The 13911-nt window shown below is 67.6% G+C and carries 16 protein-coding genes and 7 tRNA genes; 18 read left to right on the top strand and 5 right to left on the bottom strand.

The features are described from left to right. The first annotated feature begins 9 nt into the window (after window positions 1–9). Window positions 10–738, top strand: a complete 729-nt coding sequence (locus CTB96_RS13720; RefSeq protein WP_110127419.1) for a YqjF family protein — start codon at window positions 10–12, stop codon at window positions 736–738. A gap of 41 nt (window positions 739–779) precedes the next feature. On the opposite strand, the gene CTB96_RS13715 is transcribed toward CTB96_RS13720, so the two are convergent. From CTB96_RS13715 to CTB96_RS13705, 3 genes are all read right to left on the bottom strand, one after another. After that, complete coding sequence (locus tag CTB96_RS13715; RefSeq protein ID WP_110127418.1) at window positions 780–1436, bottom strand: class I SAM-dependent methyltransferase; 657 nt, start codon at window positions 1434–1436, stop codon at window positions 780–782. Continuing rightward, on the bottom strand, window positions 1433–2596 hold the full coding sequence (locus CTB96_RS13710) for an NAD(P)/FAD-dependent oxidoreductase (protein ID WP_110127417.1): 1164 nt from the start codon (window positions 2594–2596) through the stop codon (window positions 1433–1435). Before CTB96_RS13710 ends, CTB96_RS13715 begins: the two co-directional genes overlap by 4 nt. 95 nt (window positions 2597–2691) lie before the next feature. Further along, entirely contained in the window at window positions 2692–2982 is a 291-nt protein-coding gene (locus tag CTB96_RS13705) for an antibiotic biosynthesis monooxygenase family protein (protein ID WP_110127416.1), read from the bottom strand. A gap of 140 nt (window positions 2983–3122) precedes the next feature. Here CTB96_RS13705 and glpX point away from each other — a divergent pair, with 140 nt between their 5' ends. Both glpX and CTB96_RS13695 read left to right on the top strand, forming a co-directional pair. Next, window positions 3123–4052: a class II fructose-bisphosphatase gene (glpX, locus tag CTB96_RS13700; protein WP_110127415.1), complete on the top strand. Its 930-nt coding sequence runs from the start codon at window positions 3123–3125 to the stop codon at window positions 4050–4052. A gap of 106 nt (window positions 4053–4158) precedes the next feature. After that, window positions 4159–4638 carry a hypothetical protein gene (locus tag CTB96_RS13695; protein WP_110127414.1) on the top strand — a complete coding sequence of 160 codons (480 nt, stop codon included), beginning with the start codon at window positions 4159–4161 and terminating at the stop codon, window positions 4636–4638. 61 nt (window positions 4639–4699) lie between these two features. Here the strand turns inward: CTB96_RS13695 and CTB96_RS13690 are convergent. After that, a tRNA-Val gene (locus CTB96_RS13690) sits at window positions 4700–4775 on the bottom strand. 159 nt (window positions 4776–4934) lie between these two features. Here CTB96_RS13690 and CTB96_RS13685 point away from each other — a divergent pair. From CTB96_RS13685 to CTB96_RS13660, 6 genes are all read left to right on the top strand, one after another. Next, window positions 4935–5006, top strand: a tRNA-Gly gene (locus CTB96_RS13685). A gap of 62 nt (window positions 5007–5068) precedes the next feature. Then, window positions 5069–5142, top strand: a tRNA-Cys gene (locus CTB96_RS13680). Window positions 5143–5184: 42 nt separating this feature from the next. Further along, window positions 5185–5256: transfer RNA gene (locus CTB96_RS13675), tRNA-Val, on the top strand. 182 nt (window positions 5257–5438) lie between these two features. Continuing rightward, a tRNA-Gly gene (locus tag CTB96_RS13670) sits at window positions 5439–5510 on the top strand. Window positions 5511–5566: 56 nt separating this feature from the next. Beyond that, window positions 5567–5640: transfer RNA gene (locus tag CTB96_RS13665), tRNA-Cys, on the top strand. Between the two features lie 22 nt (window positions 5641–5662). Beyond that, window positions 5663–5737, top strand: a tRNA-Val gene (locus CTB96_RS13660). 93 nt (window positions 5738–5830) lie between these two features. On the opposite strand, the gene CTB96_RS13655 is transcribed toward CTB96_RS13660, so the two are convergent. After that, window positions 5831–6430 (bottom strand): hypothetical protein, encoded by a 600-nt coding sequence (locus tag CTB96_RS13655; RefSeq protein ID WP_146215820.1) that lies wholly within the window; start codon window positions 6428–6430, stop codon window positions 5831–5833. A gap of 221 nt (window positions 6431–6651) precedes the next feature. Between CTB96_RS13655 and CTB96_RS13650 the strand changes: the two genes are divergently transcribed. From CTB96_RS13650 to CTB96_RS13615, 9 genes are all read left to right on the top strand, one after another. Continuing rightward, complete coding sequence (locus CTB96_RS13650) at window positions 6652–7254, top strand: RNA polymerase sigma factor (RefSeq protein ID WP_181397259.1); 603 nt, start codon at window positions 6652–6654, stop codon at window positions 7252–7254. Further along, window positions 7241–7786 carry a hypothetical protein gene (locus CTB96_RS13645; protein ID WP_110127411.1) on the top strand — a complete coding sequence of 182 codons (546 nt, stop codon included), beginning with the start codon at window positions 7241–7243 and terminating at the stop codon, window positions 7784–7786. Before CTB96_RS13650 ends, CTB96_RS13645 begins: the two co-directional genes overlap by 14 nt. A gap of 59 nt (window positions 7787–7845) precedes the next feature. Next, complete coding sequence (locus CTB96_RS20550) at window positions 7846–7989, top strand: hypothetical protein (protein ID WP_181397258.1); 144 nt, start codon at window positions 7846–7848, stop codon at window positions 7987–7989. Window positions 7990–8045: 56 nt separating this feature from the next. Beyond that, window positions 8046–10100 (top strand): threonine--tRNA ligase, encoded by a 2055-nt coding sequence (gene thrS / locus CTB96_RS13640; protein ID WP_110127410.1) that lies wholly within the window; start codon window positions 8046–8048, stop codon window positions 10098–10100. Window positions 10101–10102: 2 nt separating this feature from the next. Continuing rightward, entirely contained in the window at window positions 10103–10720 is a 618-nt protein-coding gene (locus CTB96_RS13635; RefSeq protein ID WP_110127409.1) for an HIT family protein, read from the top strand. Window positions 10721–10851: 131 nt separating this feature from the next. Beyond that, window positions 10852–11754: a pyridoxal 5'-phosphate synthase lyase subunit PdxS gene (pdxS, locus tag CTB96_RS13630; protein WP_110127408.1), complete on the top strand. Its 903-nt coding sequence runs from the start codon at window positions 10852–10854 to the stop codon at window positions 11752–11754. A gap of 11 nt (window positions 11755–11765) precedes the next feature. Next, window positions 11766–12359, top strand: coding sequence for a pyridoxal 5'-phosphate synthase glutaminase subunit PdxT (gene pdxT, locus CTB96_RS13625; RefSeq protein WP_110127407.1), 594 nt, complete (start codon window positions 11766–11768; stop codon window positions 12357–12359). 46 nt (window positions 12360–12405) lie between these two features. Next, complete coding sequence (locus tag CTB96_RS13620) at window positions 12406–12939, top strand: DUF1697 domain-containing protein (protein ID WP_110127406.1); 534 nt, start codon at window positions 12406–12408, stop codon at window positions 12937–12939. 206 nt (window positions 12940–13145) lie between these two features. Then, entirely contained in the window at window positions 13146–13910 is a 765-nt protein-coding gene (locus CTB96_RS13615; RefSeq protein WP_110127405.1) for a YebC/PmpR family DNA-binding transcriptional regulator, read from the top strand. Window position 13911 lies beyond the last annotated feature (1 nt).

The following is a 13911-nucleotide window of genomic DNA, read 5'->3' as shown; positions in this document are numbered from 1 at the left end:
CCACGCCCGATGTCTGACGCCTGGCCGATTTCGGCCGTCGCCCCGCCGCTGGTCGGCCGGGCGACGGCCAGCCAGCGCTGGACACACCTTGCTTTTCTGCACTGGCGGGTCGACCCCGACCAGGTGGCACCGCTGTTGCCGGCGGGCCTGCGTCCGGATGTGTTCGACGGTTCCAGCTGGGTCGGGTTGATCCCCTTCGTGCTGGACCGGGCGACCGTTTTCGGCAGCCCGCCGATCCCGTATTTCGGTGAATTCGTCGAGGTGAATGTGCGCCTCTACGCTGTCGATTCGAAAGGTCGGCGTGGCGTGGTTTTCGTCTCGTTGGAGGCGTCCAGGCTCGCCGCCGTGCTGGCGGCACGGGCCCTGTTCTCGCTTCCCTACGTGTGGTCGCGCACCACAATTCAGGTTCATGCGGGGGAGTACCGCTACAGCTCGACCCGCCATTTCCGGGCGGGAGCTCGCAGCCGCATCGTGCTGCGGCCGACCAACCGGCCCGTGTCGGGAGATGCCCTGGCCGACTTCCTCACCGCCAGGTGGGCACTGTTCACCCGGGTACGTGGCCGCACGCTCCGGCTGCGCAACCACCACGAGCCGTGGCGGCTCTACGCGGCCGAGCTGGTCGCCCTTGACGACACCCTGCTGGCCGCTGCCGGGTTTCCCGGCTTGGCCGGAGTGCGCCCACCTGACTCCGTGCTGTATTCGCCGGGCGTCACCACCTGGTTCGGCACTCGGGGTTAGAGCGTCGATCTGTCCACCGCACCGGCGCTACCCTGGCCACGTCAGCGCCGGCGGGCGCTCACCACGGCATCATGCACCATGACCCGGGTGCCGTCGGGCCTAGGCGCCACACGCGGCCGCGACTCGGCCAGGTCCACCTGCCAGTCGGCCGGATCGAGGGCCGCCGCGACCTCCTCCGCGGTGAAGAACAGGTCCGGGTCCGGGAACAGGGCGGGGCCGTGCCGGTGTGAGATGTCGTGCCCCACGATGAGCAGCGAGCCCCGAGCCGCCACGGCGGCGGCCAGCGCGGCGAAGAGGGGGCTTCTCTGCGTCGCCGGCAGGTGCATGAACTGTGCGCTCACCAGGTCGTAGGCAGCGGCAGGCGGAGACCACTCGGTGACGTCGTGTTGTTCCCAGGTGATCCGGCTCGCCGATGCCGATGCCGATGCCGACGGCGTGGCTGGGTCGCCGGCTCCCTGCCGGCTTCGAGTCGCGGCACGTTCGAGCGCCACCGCGGAGAAGTCGACAGCGGTGACCTGCCAGCCCCGGCCGGCCAGCCAGATCGTGTCAGCACCCTCGCCGCAGCCGATGTCCAGCGCCCGGCCGGGCTGAAGCGCCATAGTCTCGCTCACCAGCACCGGGTTCGGCCGGCCGCTCCAGACGTCGTCCTGGGCGCCGTAGCGGTCATTCCAGTAATCCGCGTCGAAGAGGTCGCTCACGAGCGTTCCTCCTGGCGGGCTGCGCCGACGCCGTGCCGCCTCTCACCGAGCACAGCGATCGTAGTGCGGGCCTCCGCTTCGGCGGAGAACGGGCGGCGGTAGCGCTCCACTGCCAGCGCCACCTCCTCCTGGACGAGATCCGCGTTGATGGCGGTGGCCACGCTGAGCCCGGCAGCGGCGGCACCGACGACCTGGGCCATCAGATTGCCGGCGTTACCGGCCGCCCACACCCCGGGAACCACAGCACCGGCGCTCAGCACCCGCCCGGTGTCATCGGTCTCGAGGTGCGTGCCGACCCCCATCGGATGCGGCGAGGAGCGCACCCCGAGCCCGGCCAGGAACTCGGTACGGGCGGTGAAAGTCGGTGCGACCACGAGCGCCTGCACCGGGATCACGCGCCCACTGGCGAGGCGAACGCCGGTCAGGGCGTCCTGCTGAACGACGAGGGACTCGACCGGGCCGATGATGACGCCGATCCCGCGGGCGGCGAGCTGCTCCCACTCGGTCTCGGTCGGGCCGTGCCGTTCGTCGAGGGTACCGCCGGTGTCCAGCATGCCGGAGTGCAGGAACAGGGTGACGTCGTCACTCCACTGCCGGAAGAGCAGCGCCTGGTGCACCGATGTGGGGCCGACTCCCAGGATGCCGATGGCCTGGCCGCGCACCTCCCAGCCGTGGCAATACGGGCAGTGCAGCACATCTCGACCCCACCGGTCGGCGAGGCCGGGCACCGGGGGAAGCTCATCGACCAGACCGGTTGCGACCACCAGGCGGCGGCCGACGACGGTGGCGCCGGTGCCGAGGGTGACCGTGAAGCCCTCAGCCGAGCGTTGGGTGTCCACGGCCTGGCCGGACACGACGGTGACTCCGTAGCCCCGCGCCTCGTCCTGCCCGAGGCGCACCAGTTCGGCTGGGCTCAGCCCGTCCCTGGTGAGGAAACTGTGTACGCCGCTGGCCGGCGCGTTTCGCGGCGCTCCTCCGTCGACGACGACAACGGAGCGTCGAGCTCGGCCGAGGACCACTGCGGCGCTGAGCCCGGCGGCACCACCGCCGACGATGACGACGTCGACGACGGATTCGGGTGTGGTCGGGAACACCCGATGCGATTGCGCTGTGCTGTGTGCGGGTCGGGAAAGCGGATGCGGGGCGCCGGGGGTAGTCATGGATCCATCGTGAAGCGGGCCGGCGAAATTGACAAACAGAGTTGCCAGACCGGCAAGTCGGGGCGCGGGGTGGTCGCCGGCGGGGCCGGGGAGGGTCACCTCACGTCGACGAAGTGCTGCACGTCGGGGAACGGGTCGTAGAACGGGTGCAGCAACGCTTTCCAAACCGCGTACTCAGGCGAGCCGCGGAACCCCTCGGTGTGGTCCTCCAGCCGGTCCCAGTCGACCAAGAGGAGAAAAGACGACGGCGCCTCCATCGACCGGGAGAGGCTGAGCCCACGGAAGCCCGGCATCGACTCGATCAGCGCACGGGCGGTGCGGAAAGCCACGAGGAAGTCGTCCTCCCGGCCGGGAACGACGGGCAGCAGGGCATGTTCTCTGATCACCCGACGACAGTATCGGGACTTGGCGTCGGCGCGCCGGTGCAACCGGGCGCGGCGAGTAGCATCGGCATGGTGCGCCCGGACACGGGTTGCCCGAGACCCGGCCCGCGCTCGTGGCCGGATCACACCATGACGGGAACACCATGACCAGCCCAGCCGCAACCGACGCCGTCGACCCTCTCGGCGTGCGCGCCGGGGGCACCACGCTCGACGCCCGCACCACCGTGATCGGGGCAGAACACTACGCCGCCGCCCTGGTCGCGGCCGTCGCCCACGCCACGGCCGCCGCCGCGCAGGCTGCCGGCGCCTGGTTCGGTCGTGGCGACAAAAACGCGGCGGATGCGGCGTCCGTCGCCGCGATGCGCGACGTGCTGTGGGCCGCGCCCTTCGCGGGATTCGTGGTGATCGGCGAGGGTGAGAAGGACGAAGCGCCCATGCTTGCCAACGGCGAGGAGCTCGGCAACGGCCGGGGTCCCGCCTGCGACATCGCCGTCGACCCGCTCGACGGCACCCGGCTGGTACAGGAAGGACTGCCCGGATCCGTCTGTGTGATCGCCCTGGCGCCTCGGGGAACCCTGTTCGACCCGACCGACGTGTTCTACATGGACAAGCTGATCTCGTCCACCCCGGCCAGAGGAGTGCTCGACCTGCGGGCGACCCCCATCGAGAATGTGCGCCGGCTCGCGCTGGCACTCGGCAAGCCGGTGACCGAGATCTCCGTTGCCGTGCTCGACAAGCCCCGGCACACCCACCTCGTGGCTGAGCTGCGGGCCGCGGGAGCACGGGTCGTGCTGGCGGGGGAGGGCGACGTCTCCTCCGCGATCCTCGCGGCCAGTCCCGGCGGGCCGATCGACCTGGCCATGGGTATCGGTGGCACCCCGGAGGGTGTGCTCACAGCGTGCGCGGTTCGGGCGTTGAACGGGTTCATGGAGGGCAGGCTCGCTCCTCAAACCGACGATCAGCTGCGCATGGCGCGCGCGGCCGGCCATGACCTCGACCGGGTGTTGAGCCTGGACGACCTGGTGTCCAGCGACCGGGTGCTGTTCGCGTCGACACCCGTGCAGTCCGCCTAGGCAGCCTGCACGGCGACCCGACCGGCATCAGCGATCGCCCCCGTCAGGGGGGCATTCCACCCGGTAAGCTCCGAGCACCCCTGACCATGCGCCATCAAGGAGTTCGATGCTTCGACCACTCTCATTCACCGTGCTAGCTGCCGCCACGATGCTCTGCCTCGCGGCGTGCAGCTCCGCCCCGGCGGATGACCCCACACCGGCATCCTCGCAGCCGGCCACGCCGGCGGCGACAGTGTCCACCCCGGCAGCGGAGGAATCAACGGCGCCCGCCCGTCCCACCGCCGATTTCGCGGGCGATTGGACAGGAACGGCCCAGCAGGGCAGCAGTTCACACGGCGTCGACATCAGTCTGATCGAGTCCGACGGCGGATACAGCGGCACCATCCGCCACGACGAGCTCGAGTGCTCCGGAACCCTCAGTGACGGGACGGTGTCCGACGGAGTGCTGACCATCCAGAAGCACATCGATGTCAACGGCACCTGCATCGTCGACCTCGAAGTGACCTTGACTCTCGTGGACGCGGACTCCATCGGGTACGACACCGAGGTGTCCACCGGGGTCTTGAGCAGGGTAGCCCAGCAGTAGGGCACCACTCGCCGCTGAGCACATGCCCCACGAAAAAACCCCCGCGTGAGCGGGGGTTTCCTGGTGGGCGATGCGGGACTCGAACCCACGACCTCTTCCGTGTGAAGGAAGCGCGCTACCAACTGCGCCAATCGCCCGAACTGCAGTCCTAAACCTCTCGACTGCGACATCTGATACTAGACCAGACCGGGTGCCGAGCGCACATCGAGAGGCCGCGACACGCGGTAATCGCTCGGTTTGAATATGCCCCGCAGTATCGGCTAGAGTCTTCAACGCACGCAGAAATGCGAGCAGTTGCGGATGTGGCGCAGTGGTAGCGCATCACCTTGCCAAGGTGAGGGTCGCGAGTTCGAATCTCGTCATCCGCTCGAATTGAATCGGCCGAAAGGCCGATTCTCTTTGGTGGTGAACCCAACACGGTTTCAAGCACGGTGGATTGGCCGAGAGGCGAGGCAGCGGCCTGCAAAGCCGTATACACGGGTTCGAATCCCGTATCCACCTCCAGCCTGAGAAGCACTGGTTTGTGACAGTTGTTTTGCAGGATCTGGGCGATTGGCGCAGCGGTAGCGCGCTTCCCTGACACGGAAGAGGTCACTGGTTCGATCCCAGTATCGCCCACGGAGCATCACAGGCAAGACAAGAAAACCCCCGGTAAACCCGGGGGTTTTTTTGTTTTCCCCGTGATTCCGCGGCGGAACGGGGCATTTAGGTGCCCGCAGGGACCCCGCGGGCGCGTCATGTGCACACGGTGTCCAAAAGATCGAGTAGAGTCTTCCAAGCACGCAGAAATGCGCGCAGTTGCGGATGTGGCGCAGTGGTAGCGCATCACCTTGCCAAGGTGAGGGTCGCGAGTTCGAATCTCGTCATCCGCTCGAAGGATATCGGCCGAGAGGCCGATTTTCTTTGGTGTACACGTATGACCGAACACGGTGGATTGGCCGAGAGGCGAGGCAACGGCCTGCAAAGCCGTCTACACGGGTTCGAATCCCGTATCCACCTCCAACCCGCGAGAACGTCGCGGTCTGGGCGATTGGCGCAGCGGTAGCGCGCTTCCCTGACACGGAAGAGGTCACTGGTTCGATCCCAGTATCGCCCACCAGGCATCACCCCAACGGGCGTTGCCGGCAGAGATCCCTCGTTTGCCGGCAGCGCCCGTTCCGGTTAACGCGTCACCGGCACGCCGGGTGGGAGCTCAGTGCACGCTCCAGGAACTGCCCTTGTCGTTCATGGCCCCCAGGCTGGCCGCGGAGCCTACATACCCGGTCGAGGCGCCCGAATAGCCCTCGTTCGCGAACAGGGCGCTCGTGCACCCGTTGAAGCTCCGGTACGACGATGCCCGGTCGTTCCAGCCCAGTGCCGCGAGGCTCGAATATCCCCAGCCGCATCCGCTGGCGATCGACAGGGCGTACGAGCCGCCGCCGTATGACGTGTTGTCGTAGATCACCGAGATCACGGTGGATGTCGTAGACCTCGCCCCCGCATCGCTGCCGAGGCGTGCCGACGGCGCGGTGGATCCCGGGATGTCGCCGTCCGGCACGACGAGGTTCACGCCGTACTCCTGGGCAACGGCGTCAACCAGGTCGACCCCCTCGTCCACGCACAGGCTGAGCCCAGAGCCGAGATCCGACCAACATGCGTAGTCACCCGTGGACCCGGTGTCGTCGGCACTGGCCGGTCCGGCTGCGCCTGCGACGACGACCAGTACGCCGACGACGGCGCCAACGGCCCACCCGCGCGGCCGCCACACCCGGTCGATGCCGTACCCCGGTTGATCTGGGCCGTGACGTGTCATGAGAATCCCCCTCGCCTGAGCCGCCCGCGATGAGCGACAGCTTGCTCACTCAATCCGCCTCTGGGCTCGGCGGTCAAGCCGTCGCTTACACCTGCACCCGAACTGGGGTGGCCAGAGACGACGACTTTCCCGGCGCACTGAGACGATTGGCACTGTGCCGAACACTTCACTAGTGAGACGGTTCGAACGCTGAGCGGGGGCGAGGCAGATTGGGGGAGTTCGTGCAGCCAGCCGCGCCTGTCCCCGATGCCGGAACGCCGACCGGAGACCTGGCGCTCTTCTCACTCGTCCGGCGGGGCGACCGGAATGCGTTCCGGGCGCTCTTCCGGGAACACCAGCGAACCGTGTATTGGGCGGCCTTCTCGGTGCTGGGATCCCGCCCTGACGCCGAGGAGGTGCTGCAGGACGCTTTCCTGACCCTGTGGAACAAACGCGCGTCCATCGAACTGGTGGGGGAGTCAACCGTGCCCTGGCTTGTGACGACGGCACGCTACCTGGCGCTCAACCGGCGGAGGAGCGAGGTTCGCCGCCCGCGGGACAGCCTCGATGACGCAGTCGAGGTCGCTGATGGCGCGCCGAGTCCCGAATCGCTCGCCATCGCCGACGAAGCGATGCGCTCCATCCACGCGATCATGGCGACTCAGCCCGCGGTCGACCAGCAGATCTTCGAACTGTGCCTGGTCGACGATCTGAGCTATGAACAGGCGGCGTCCCGCCTCGGAATCACCCACGCCACCGTGCGCAATCGGCTGTCTCGCCTGAAAGGCCGGCTGCGCGACGAACTGACGCTCTTGAAAGGAGGACCGAATCATGGTGCCCAGTAACCTGCTCACGCCGACAGACGACGACTTCGACCGGTTCGAAGAGCGCCTGCTGCACACCGTGGAAACCCAGCTCGTGCAGCGCCGTCGCCGTCATCGGGGGATCGTGGCCGCAGCGACCGCACTGCTCGTCGCCGGCGGCGGTGTCACCGCCTGGGTGACTCTGGCCACGCCAGAGCTCCGCAGCCTGTCGACCTACTGCTACTCGGAGGCGAGCACGGATTCGGCCTTCACCCAGGTCGGCAGCCCGACGGACAGGATCGCCGACGACGGAACAGCGACCTCGTTGCCGCCGGTGGCCGATCCCGCCGCCGCCGCAGTGTCGAATTGCCAGGCGGTTTGGGCGATCGACTTCTTCGGACCCGCCGCGCCCACTTCTCCGGCCCCGCCCGCGCCGACGGTGCCCGCCCTGCAGGCCTGCCTGCGCCCGGATGGCGTGTACGCCGTCTTCCCGGTTCTGCCCGGTGCCGAGACTGCCGACGACCCTGATGCGTTCTGCGCCGCGGTCGGCCTCCAACCGCCGTACGCTCCCTGACGGCACCGGCACCGGCACCGGCGCCACGCCCCGCCCCATCCACGTCGAAGGAGAACAGTATGAGTCCAGACAGCATGAGTCCAGACACGGGTCACCAGGACGAACCGATCGGCCTTCCCGGCATCGACCTCGCGCCCACCGTTCTCATCGACCTTGCGGCCTGGCTGGGCCGGACGCCCGCAGCATCGGCCGCCCGAACGTAACCCAACACTCCCGCCCGCTAAAGTTGGATGATTCGTTATTCAAGGGAGCAATACACGTGGTTGACGGTTTTGAGCTATTCACCGACCGATCCGTTGTCGCCATGCGCGTCAACGGCGAGCTCAGGGACCTGGCCACCACGGTGACCCCGACGGATGACGTGACCCCCGTCACCATCGACTCGACCGACGGCCTGAACATCCTCCGGCACTCGGCAGCGCATGTGCTGGCCCAGGCCGTGCAAACCGTGAACCCCGAGGCGCGCCTCGGCATCGGCCCGCCCGTCACCGACGGCTTCTACTACGACTTCGACGTCGCGGTGCCGTTTACCCCAGAAGACATCAAGGCGCTCGAGAAGGCGATGGATCGCATCATCCGCCAGGGCCAGCGTTTCGTGCGCCGGGTCGTGACCGACGATGAGGCTCGCGCCGAACTGGCCGCAGAGCCGTACAAGCTCGAGCTCATCGGCATCAAGGGGACTGTCTCGACAGGCTCGACCCAAGCGACAGACTCGACCACCGAGAACGGCGACAACGAGTCCGTCGAGGTCGGCGGCGCCGAGCTGACCATCTACGACAACGTCGACCCGAAGACGGGCGAGACCGTCTGGAAGGACCTCTGCCGCGGCCCGCACCTGCCCAACACCCGCATGATCGGCAACGGCTACTCGCTCACCCGCCTGGCTGCCGCCTACTGGCGCGGCTCGGAGAAGAACCCGCAGCTGCAGCGCATCTACGGCACCGCCTGGCCCACCAAGGACGAACTGCGCGCCTACAAGGCCCGCCTGGAGGAAGCGGCCAAGCGCGACCACCGCAAGCTCGGCCAGGAACTCGATCTGTTCTCGTTCCCCGAAGAGATCGGCTCCGGCCTTGCGGTCTTCCACCCCAAGGGCGGCATCATCCGTGCCGAGATCGAGAACTACATGCGCGAGCGCCTGCTCGCCAACGGCTACGACCTGGTCAACACCCCGCACATCACCAAGGGCCACCTGTTCGAAACCAGCCAGCACCTCAACTGGTACCGCGACGGCATGTTCCCGCCCATGCACCTCGACGAAGAGGTCGACGCGGAAGGCAACGTCACCCGTCAGGGCCAGGACTACTACCTCAAGCCCATGAACTGCCCGATGCACAACCTGATCTTCAAGGCGCGTGGCCGCAGCTACCGTGAACTCCCGTTGCGCCTGGCGGAGTTCGGCACCGTCTACCGCTACGAGAAGAGCGGCACCTTGCAGGGCCTCACCCGCGTGCGCGGCCTCACCCAGGACGACGCACACATCTACGTGACCCAGGACCAGGTACGGGCAGAGGTCGCCAGTCAGCTGGAGTTCGTCTTCGAGACCCTTCGTGGGTACGGCCTCACCGATTTCTACCTCGAACTGTCCACCCGCGACCCCAAGAAGTCCGTCGGCACGGACGAGCAGTGGGCCGCCGCGACCGACACCCTCCGCCAGGTGGGCGAGGACTCCGGACTCGAGCTCGTGGCCGACCCCGGCGGAGCGGCCTTCTACGGCCCGAAGATCTCCGTTCAGGCCCGCGATGCGATCGGCCGCACCTGGCAGCTCTCGACCGTGCAGCTCGACTTCAACCAGCCGGAGCTGTTCGACCTCGAGTACACGGCACCGGACGGCACCCGTCAGCAGCCCGTGATGATCCACCGCGCACTGCTCGGCTCGATCGAGCGATTCTTCGCGATCTTGCTCGAGCACTACGCCGGCGCGTTCCCGGTCTGGCTGTCGCCGGTGCAAGTCATCGGCATCCCCGTGTCCGAGCAGTACGAGGACTACCTGTGGGAGGTCCTGTCCACGCTCAAGAGCTCGGGCGTTCGGGTCGAACTCGACTCCTCCAGCGACCGGATGCAGAAGAAGATCCGCAACGCCACCCTGCAGAGGATCCCGTTCCAGCTCATCGTCGGCGAAGACGACCGCGCCAACGGCGCGGTCAGCTTCCGGTTCCGTGACGGCACCCAGGAGAACGGGGTGCCGGTCGCCGACGCCATCCGCCGGATCATCGCGTCGATCAGTACCCGCGCGCAGGTCCTCGGCGCCGCCGACTTCGCCGAGGCAGGCTCCCCGGTCGCCCTGGTCGGCGCCCCCGGAGCGGACGAGGCCTGAGGATGACCGAGACCACTCCGGCAGAGCCGACAGACACTCCGTGGGATCGCCTCTCCGGCAGCCCTCAAGATCTGGCCGGCGGGGTACAGGTGGAGAACTCCGGCGACTTCGCCGCGGTTCCGGATGCCTTCCAGCGACTGTGGACCCCGCACCGCATGGTTTACATTCAGGATGGCCAGCAGCCGCACAAGGACGACTGTCCGTTCTGCATCGCCCCGTCGATGGACGACGAGAAGGCCCTGATCGTGGCGCGGGGAAAGCACGCATACGTGCTGCTGAACCTTTTCCCGTACAACAGCGGCCACCTGCTGGTCTGCCCCTACCGCCATGTGGCCACGTACGACGAGGCCACCGTTGAAGAGGTCGCGGAGATCGCCAGCCTGACCCAGGTGGCCATGCGCGTGCTCAAGGCCACCTCGCGTTGCGACGGCTTCAACATCGGCATGAACCAGGGCCGGATCGCCGGAGCGGGGATCGCAGAGCACCTGCACCAGCACATCGTGCCTCGCTGGGCGCTGGACTCGAACTTCTTCCCGATCATCGCCGGAACCAAGGCGATTCCCCGGCTGCTCGGCGACGTACGACGCGAGGTCGCAGAAGGATGGCCCGCCGCCTCCTGACCCGCCCCGTCCTGCCCGTTCCGACCGCGAGGCCCATCGCCCCGCACCACCCCAGTCTCCATACCAGTTCTCATCACCCGTGCCGTTCAGCGCCACCAGGCGACACCAAACGCAAGGAATAGAATCGCAGCATGACTGACACCACGAATTCCGAGCAGTTCGGCTCCAGCCGCGTCAAGCGCGGACTCGCTGAGATGCTGAAGGGCGGCGTCATCATGGACGTCGTCAACGCCGAGCAGGCGCGGATCGCCGAGGACGCCGGCGCTGTCGCCGTGATGGCGCTCGAGCGAGTTCCCGCCGACATCCGCTCGCAGGGTGGTGTCGCCCGCATGAGCGACCCCGATCTGATCGACAGCATCATCGCCGAGGTCTCCATCCCGGTGATGGCCAAGGCCCGCATCGGCCACTTCGTCGAGGCGCAGGTGCTGCAGGCCCTCGACGTGGACTACATCGACGAGTCCGAAGTGCTCAGCCCGGCCGACTACGTCAACCACATCGACAAGTGGAACTTCACGGTTCCCTTCGTCTGCGGTGCGACGAACCTGGGTGAGGCGCTCCGTCGCATCACCGAGGGCGCCGCGATGATCCGCTCCAAGGGCGAGGCCGGCACCGGCGACGTCTCAGAGGCGACCAAGCACATCCGCACCATCAAGGGCGAGATCGCCCGGTTGTCGTCGCTCACCAAGGACGAGCTCTACGTGGCCGCGAAGGAACTGTCCGCCCCGTACGAGCTGGTCGCCGAGATCGCGGCGACCGGCAAGCTGCCCGTCGTGCTGTTCACCGCCGGCGGCGTGGCCACCCCCGCCGACGCGGCGATGATGATGCAGCTCGGCGCCGACGGCGTGTTCGTGGGTTCTGGCATCTTCAAGTCCGGAAACCCGCAGGAGCGCGCGAACGCCATCGTCAAGGCCGTCGCGTTCTACGACGACGCCAAGATCATCGCCGAGGTGTCCCGCGGCCTCGGCGAGGCCATGGTTGGCATCAACGTCTCCGACCTCGCCGCCCCGCACCGTTTGTCAGAGCGCGGCTGGTAGCTCGCGCTTCCATGACGGTTGGAGTACTCGCCCTGCAGGGCGATTTTCGCGAGCATGCCGACGTTCTGCGTGCGCTCGGCAGCGATGTTGTGCTCGTACGCCGCCCGGAGGAACTGGCCGGCGTCAACGGTCTGGTGATCCCGGGCGGCGAATCCAGCGTGATGGACAAGCTCACCCGCATGTTCGGCCTGGCCGAGCCCCTCCGGGCGGCAGTCACGGCCGGGTTGCCGGTGTACGGCACCTGCGCCGGGCTGATCATGCTGGCCGACACCGTGCTCGACGGGATCTCCGGGCAGCAGAGCATCGGCGGCCTCGACATCAGCGTGCGGCGAAACGCCTTCGGATCGCAGACGGCCTCGTTCGAGACCGACCTCGATATCCCCGCGCTCGGCAGCCCCGCAGTGCACGCCGTCTTCATCCGCGCACCCGTCGTGGACACCGTCGGGCCCCGTGCCACGGCCCTGGCTACCCTCGCAGACGGGCGCTGCGTCGCCGTGGAGCAGGGCAACCTGCTCGGCACCTCGTTTCACCCCGAGATCACGGGGGAGTACCGCTTCCACGAGTACTTCCTGAAGAAGGTGCACCGGGCCGGCTTCGGTTCCTGACCCGCACGGTGCGGGTTGCCGTTGCCGGTGCGCCAGAATGGGGCGCATGACCCGATACATCGCGCTGTTGCGCGGCATCAACGTTGGCGGCATCAACATCACGATGGCGGCGCTGGCCGAGACCGTACGTGCCCTGGGCCACACCGATGTGAAGACGGTGCTGGCCAGCGGCAACGTGGTCTTCACCAGCGACCAGACGGATGCCGCCGCGCTCAAGTCCGGCCTGGAACACGCCCTCACCGAGGCGTTCGGCTACGAGGCCTGGGTGGTGCTGCTCGACCGCACCGACCTTGCCGTCGCAGTCGACGACTACCCCTTCGACGAGCGCGACGGCTGGCACTCCTACGTCATGTTCGGCTCCGATCCGGATCGGCTCGATGAGCTGATGCGTGCGGCGCCGGACCTCGACCCGGCCGACGAGCAGGTTCGGCGCGGCGCCGGGGTGCTCTACTGGCAGGTTCGCCGGGAGGTGGGCATCAAGAGCCCGTTCAGCAGCCTGGCCGCCAAGGCCCGGTTCAAATCCAGCACCACCAACCGCAACCTGCGCACGCTGCGGAAGATCCTCGACCTGCCCGCCTGACGGTGAGGCGCAGGATGGCCGTGGGGCACCCGGGCTAGACTGGCAGGGCACCCAGCGCTCCACCGAACGCGGTGCGTGCACGCGTCAGCGAGCACCCCAGAAGCACGCCAGAACCCAGTAACACCAACCAGCGGTGCACCGATGCACCGCCATCAGAAGCCGACGCCGGATGCGCGTCGCACGAGTAAGCGACACACGGGAGATTCATGTCCGGGCATTCCAAGTGGGCCACCACCAAGCACCAGAAGGCCGTCACCGACTCACGTCGGGCCAAGGCGTTCGCCAAGCTGATCAAGAACATCGAGGTCGCGGCCCGCATGGGCGGCGCTGACCTGTCGGGTAACCCCACCCTGGTCGACGCGATCCAGAAGGCCAAGAAGACCTCCGTCCCCAACGACAACATCGACCGCGCAGTCAAGCGCGGCGCCGGCCTGTCCGGCGAGGTCGTCGACTACACGACGATCATGTATGAGGGCTACGCGGCCAACGGTGTCGCCATCATGATCGAGTGCCTCACCGACAACAAGAACCGCGCTGCCGCAGAGGTGCGCACCACCGTGAGCCGCAACGGCGGCAACATGGCCGACCCCGGCAGTGTCGCCTACAACTTCCACCGCAAGGGCATCGTCGTCGTCCCCAAGGGCAACGATGTCACCGAGGACGACGTGCTCGCCGCGGTGCTCGACGCGGGGGCGGAGGAAGTCGTCGATGACGGCGACAAGTTCGAGGTTTTCAGTGAGGCCCAGGACCTGGTCGCCACCCGCACCGCGCTGCAGACGGCCGGGATCGACTACGACTCCGCCGACATCGCCTTCGTGCCCCAGCTCAAGATCGAGGTGGACGCCGAGACCGCCCGCAAGGTGTTCCGGCTCATCGACGCCCTCGAGGAACTCGACGACGTGCAGAACATCTACAGCAACTACGATGTGTCGGCCGACGTGCAGGCCGAACTCGAAGCCGACAGCGAATAGC

The sequence above is a fragment of the Cryobacterium arcticum genome (assembly GCF_003185895.1).
In the GTDB taxonomy this organism is placed as follows: Bacteria; Actinomycetota; Actinomycetes; order Actinomycetales; family Microbacteriaceae; genus Cryobacterium; species Cryobacterium arcticum.
Note: the sequence above shows the minus strand (reverse complement) of the source record. Positions and strands in the feature narration are given on the sequence as shown.

What these genes read in the sequence shown, in the direction of transcription:
- CTB96_RS13720 (WP_110127419.1), top strand. Translation starts at nt 10, where the DNA reads ATGTCTGACGCCTGGCCGATTTCGGCCGTCGCCCCGCCGCTGGTCGGC.
- CTB96_RS13710 (WP_110127417.1), bottom strand. Translation starts at nt 2,596, where the DNA reads ATGACTACCCCCGGCGCCCCGCATCCGCTTTCCCGACCCGCACACAGC.
- glpX (WP_110127415.1), top strand. Translation starts at nt 3,123, where the DNA reads ATGACCAGCCCAGCCGCAACCGACGCCGTCGACCCTCTCGGCGTGCGC.
- CTB96_RS13695 (WP_110127414.1), top strand. Translation starts at nt 4,159, where the DNA reads ATGCTTCGACCACTCTCATTCACCGTGCTAGCTGCCGCCACGATGCTC.
- CTB96_RS13655 (WP_146215820.1), bottom strand. Translation starts at nt 6,430, where the DNA reads ATGACACGTCACGGCCCAGATCAACCGGGGTACGGCATCGACCGGGTG.
- CTB96_RS13645 (WP_110127411.1), top strand. Translation starts at nt 7,241, where the DNA reads ATGGTGCCCAGTAACCTGCTCACGCCGACAGACGACGACTTCGACCGG.
- CTB96_RS20550 (WP_181397258.1), top strand. Translation starts at nt 7,846, where the DNA reads ATGAGTCCAGACAGCATGAGTCCAGACACGGGTCACCAGGACGAACCG.
- CTB96_RS13635 (WP_110127409.1), top strand. Translation starts at nt 10,103, where the DNA reads ATGACCGAGACCACTCCGGCAGAGCCGACAGACACTCCGTGGGATCGC.
- pdxS (WP_110127408.1), top strand. Translation starts at nt 10,852, where the DNA reads ATGACTGACACCACGAATTCCGAGCAGTTCGGCTCCAGCCGCGTCAAG.
- pdxT (WP_110127407.1), top strand. Translation starts at nt 11,766, where the DNA reads ATGACGGTTGGAGTACTCGCCCTGCAGGGCGATTTTCGCGAGCATGCC.
- CTB96_RS13620 (WP_110127406.1), top strand. Translation starts at nt 12,406, where the DNA reads ATGACCCGATACATCGCGCTGTTGCGCGGCATCAACGTTGGCGGCATC.
- CTB96_RS13615 (WP_110127405.1), top strand. Translation starts at nt 13,146, where the DNA reads ATGTCCGGGCATTCCAAGTGGGCCACCACCAAGCACCAGAAGGCCGTC.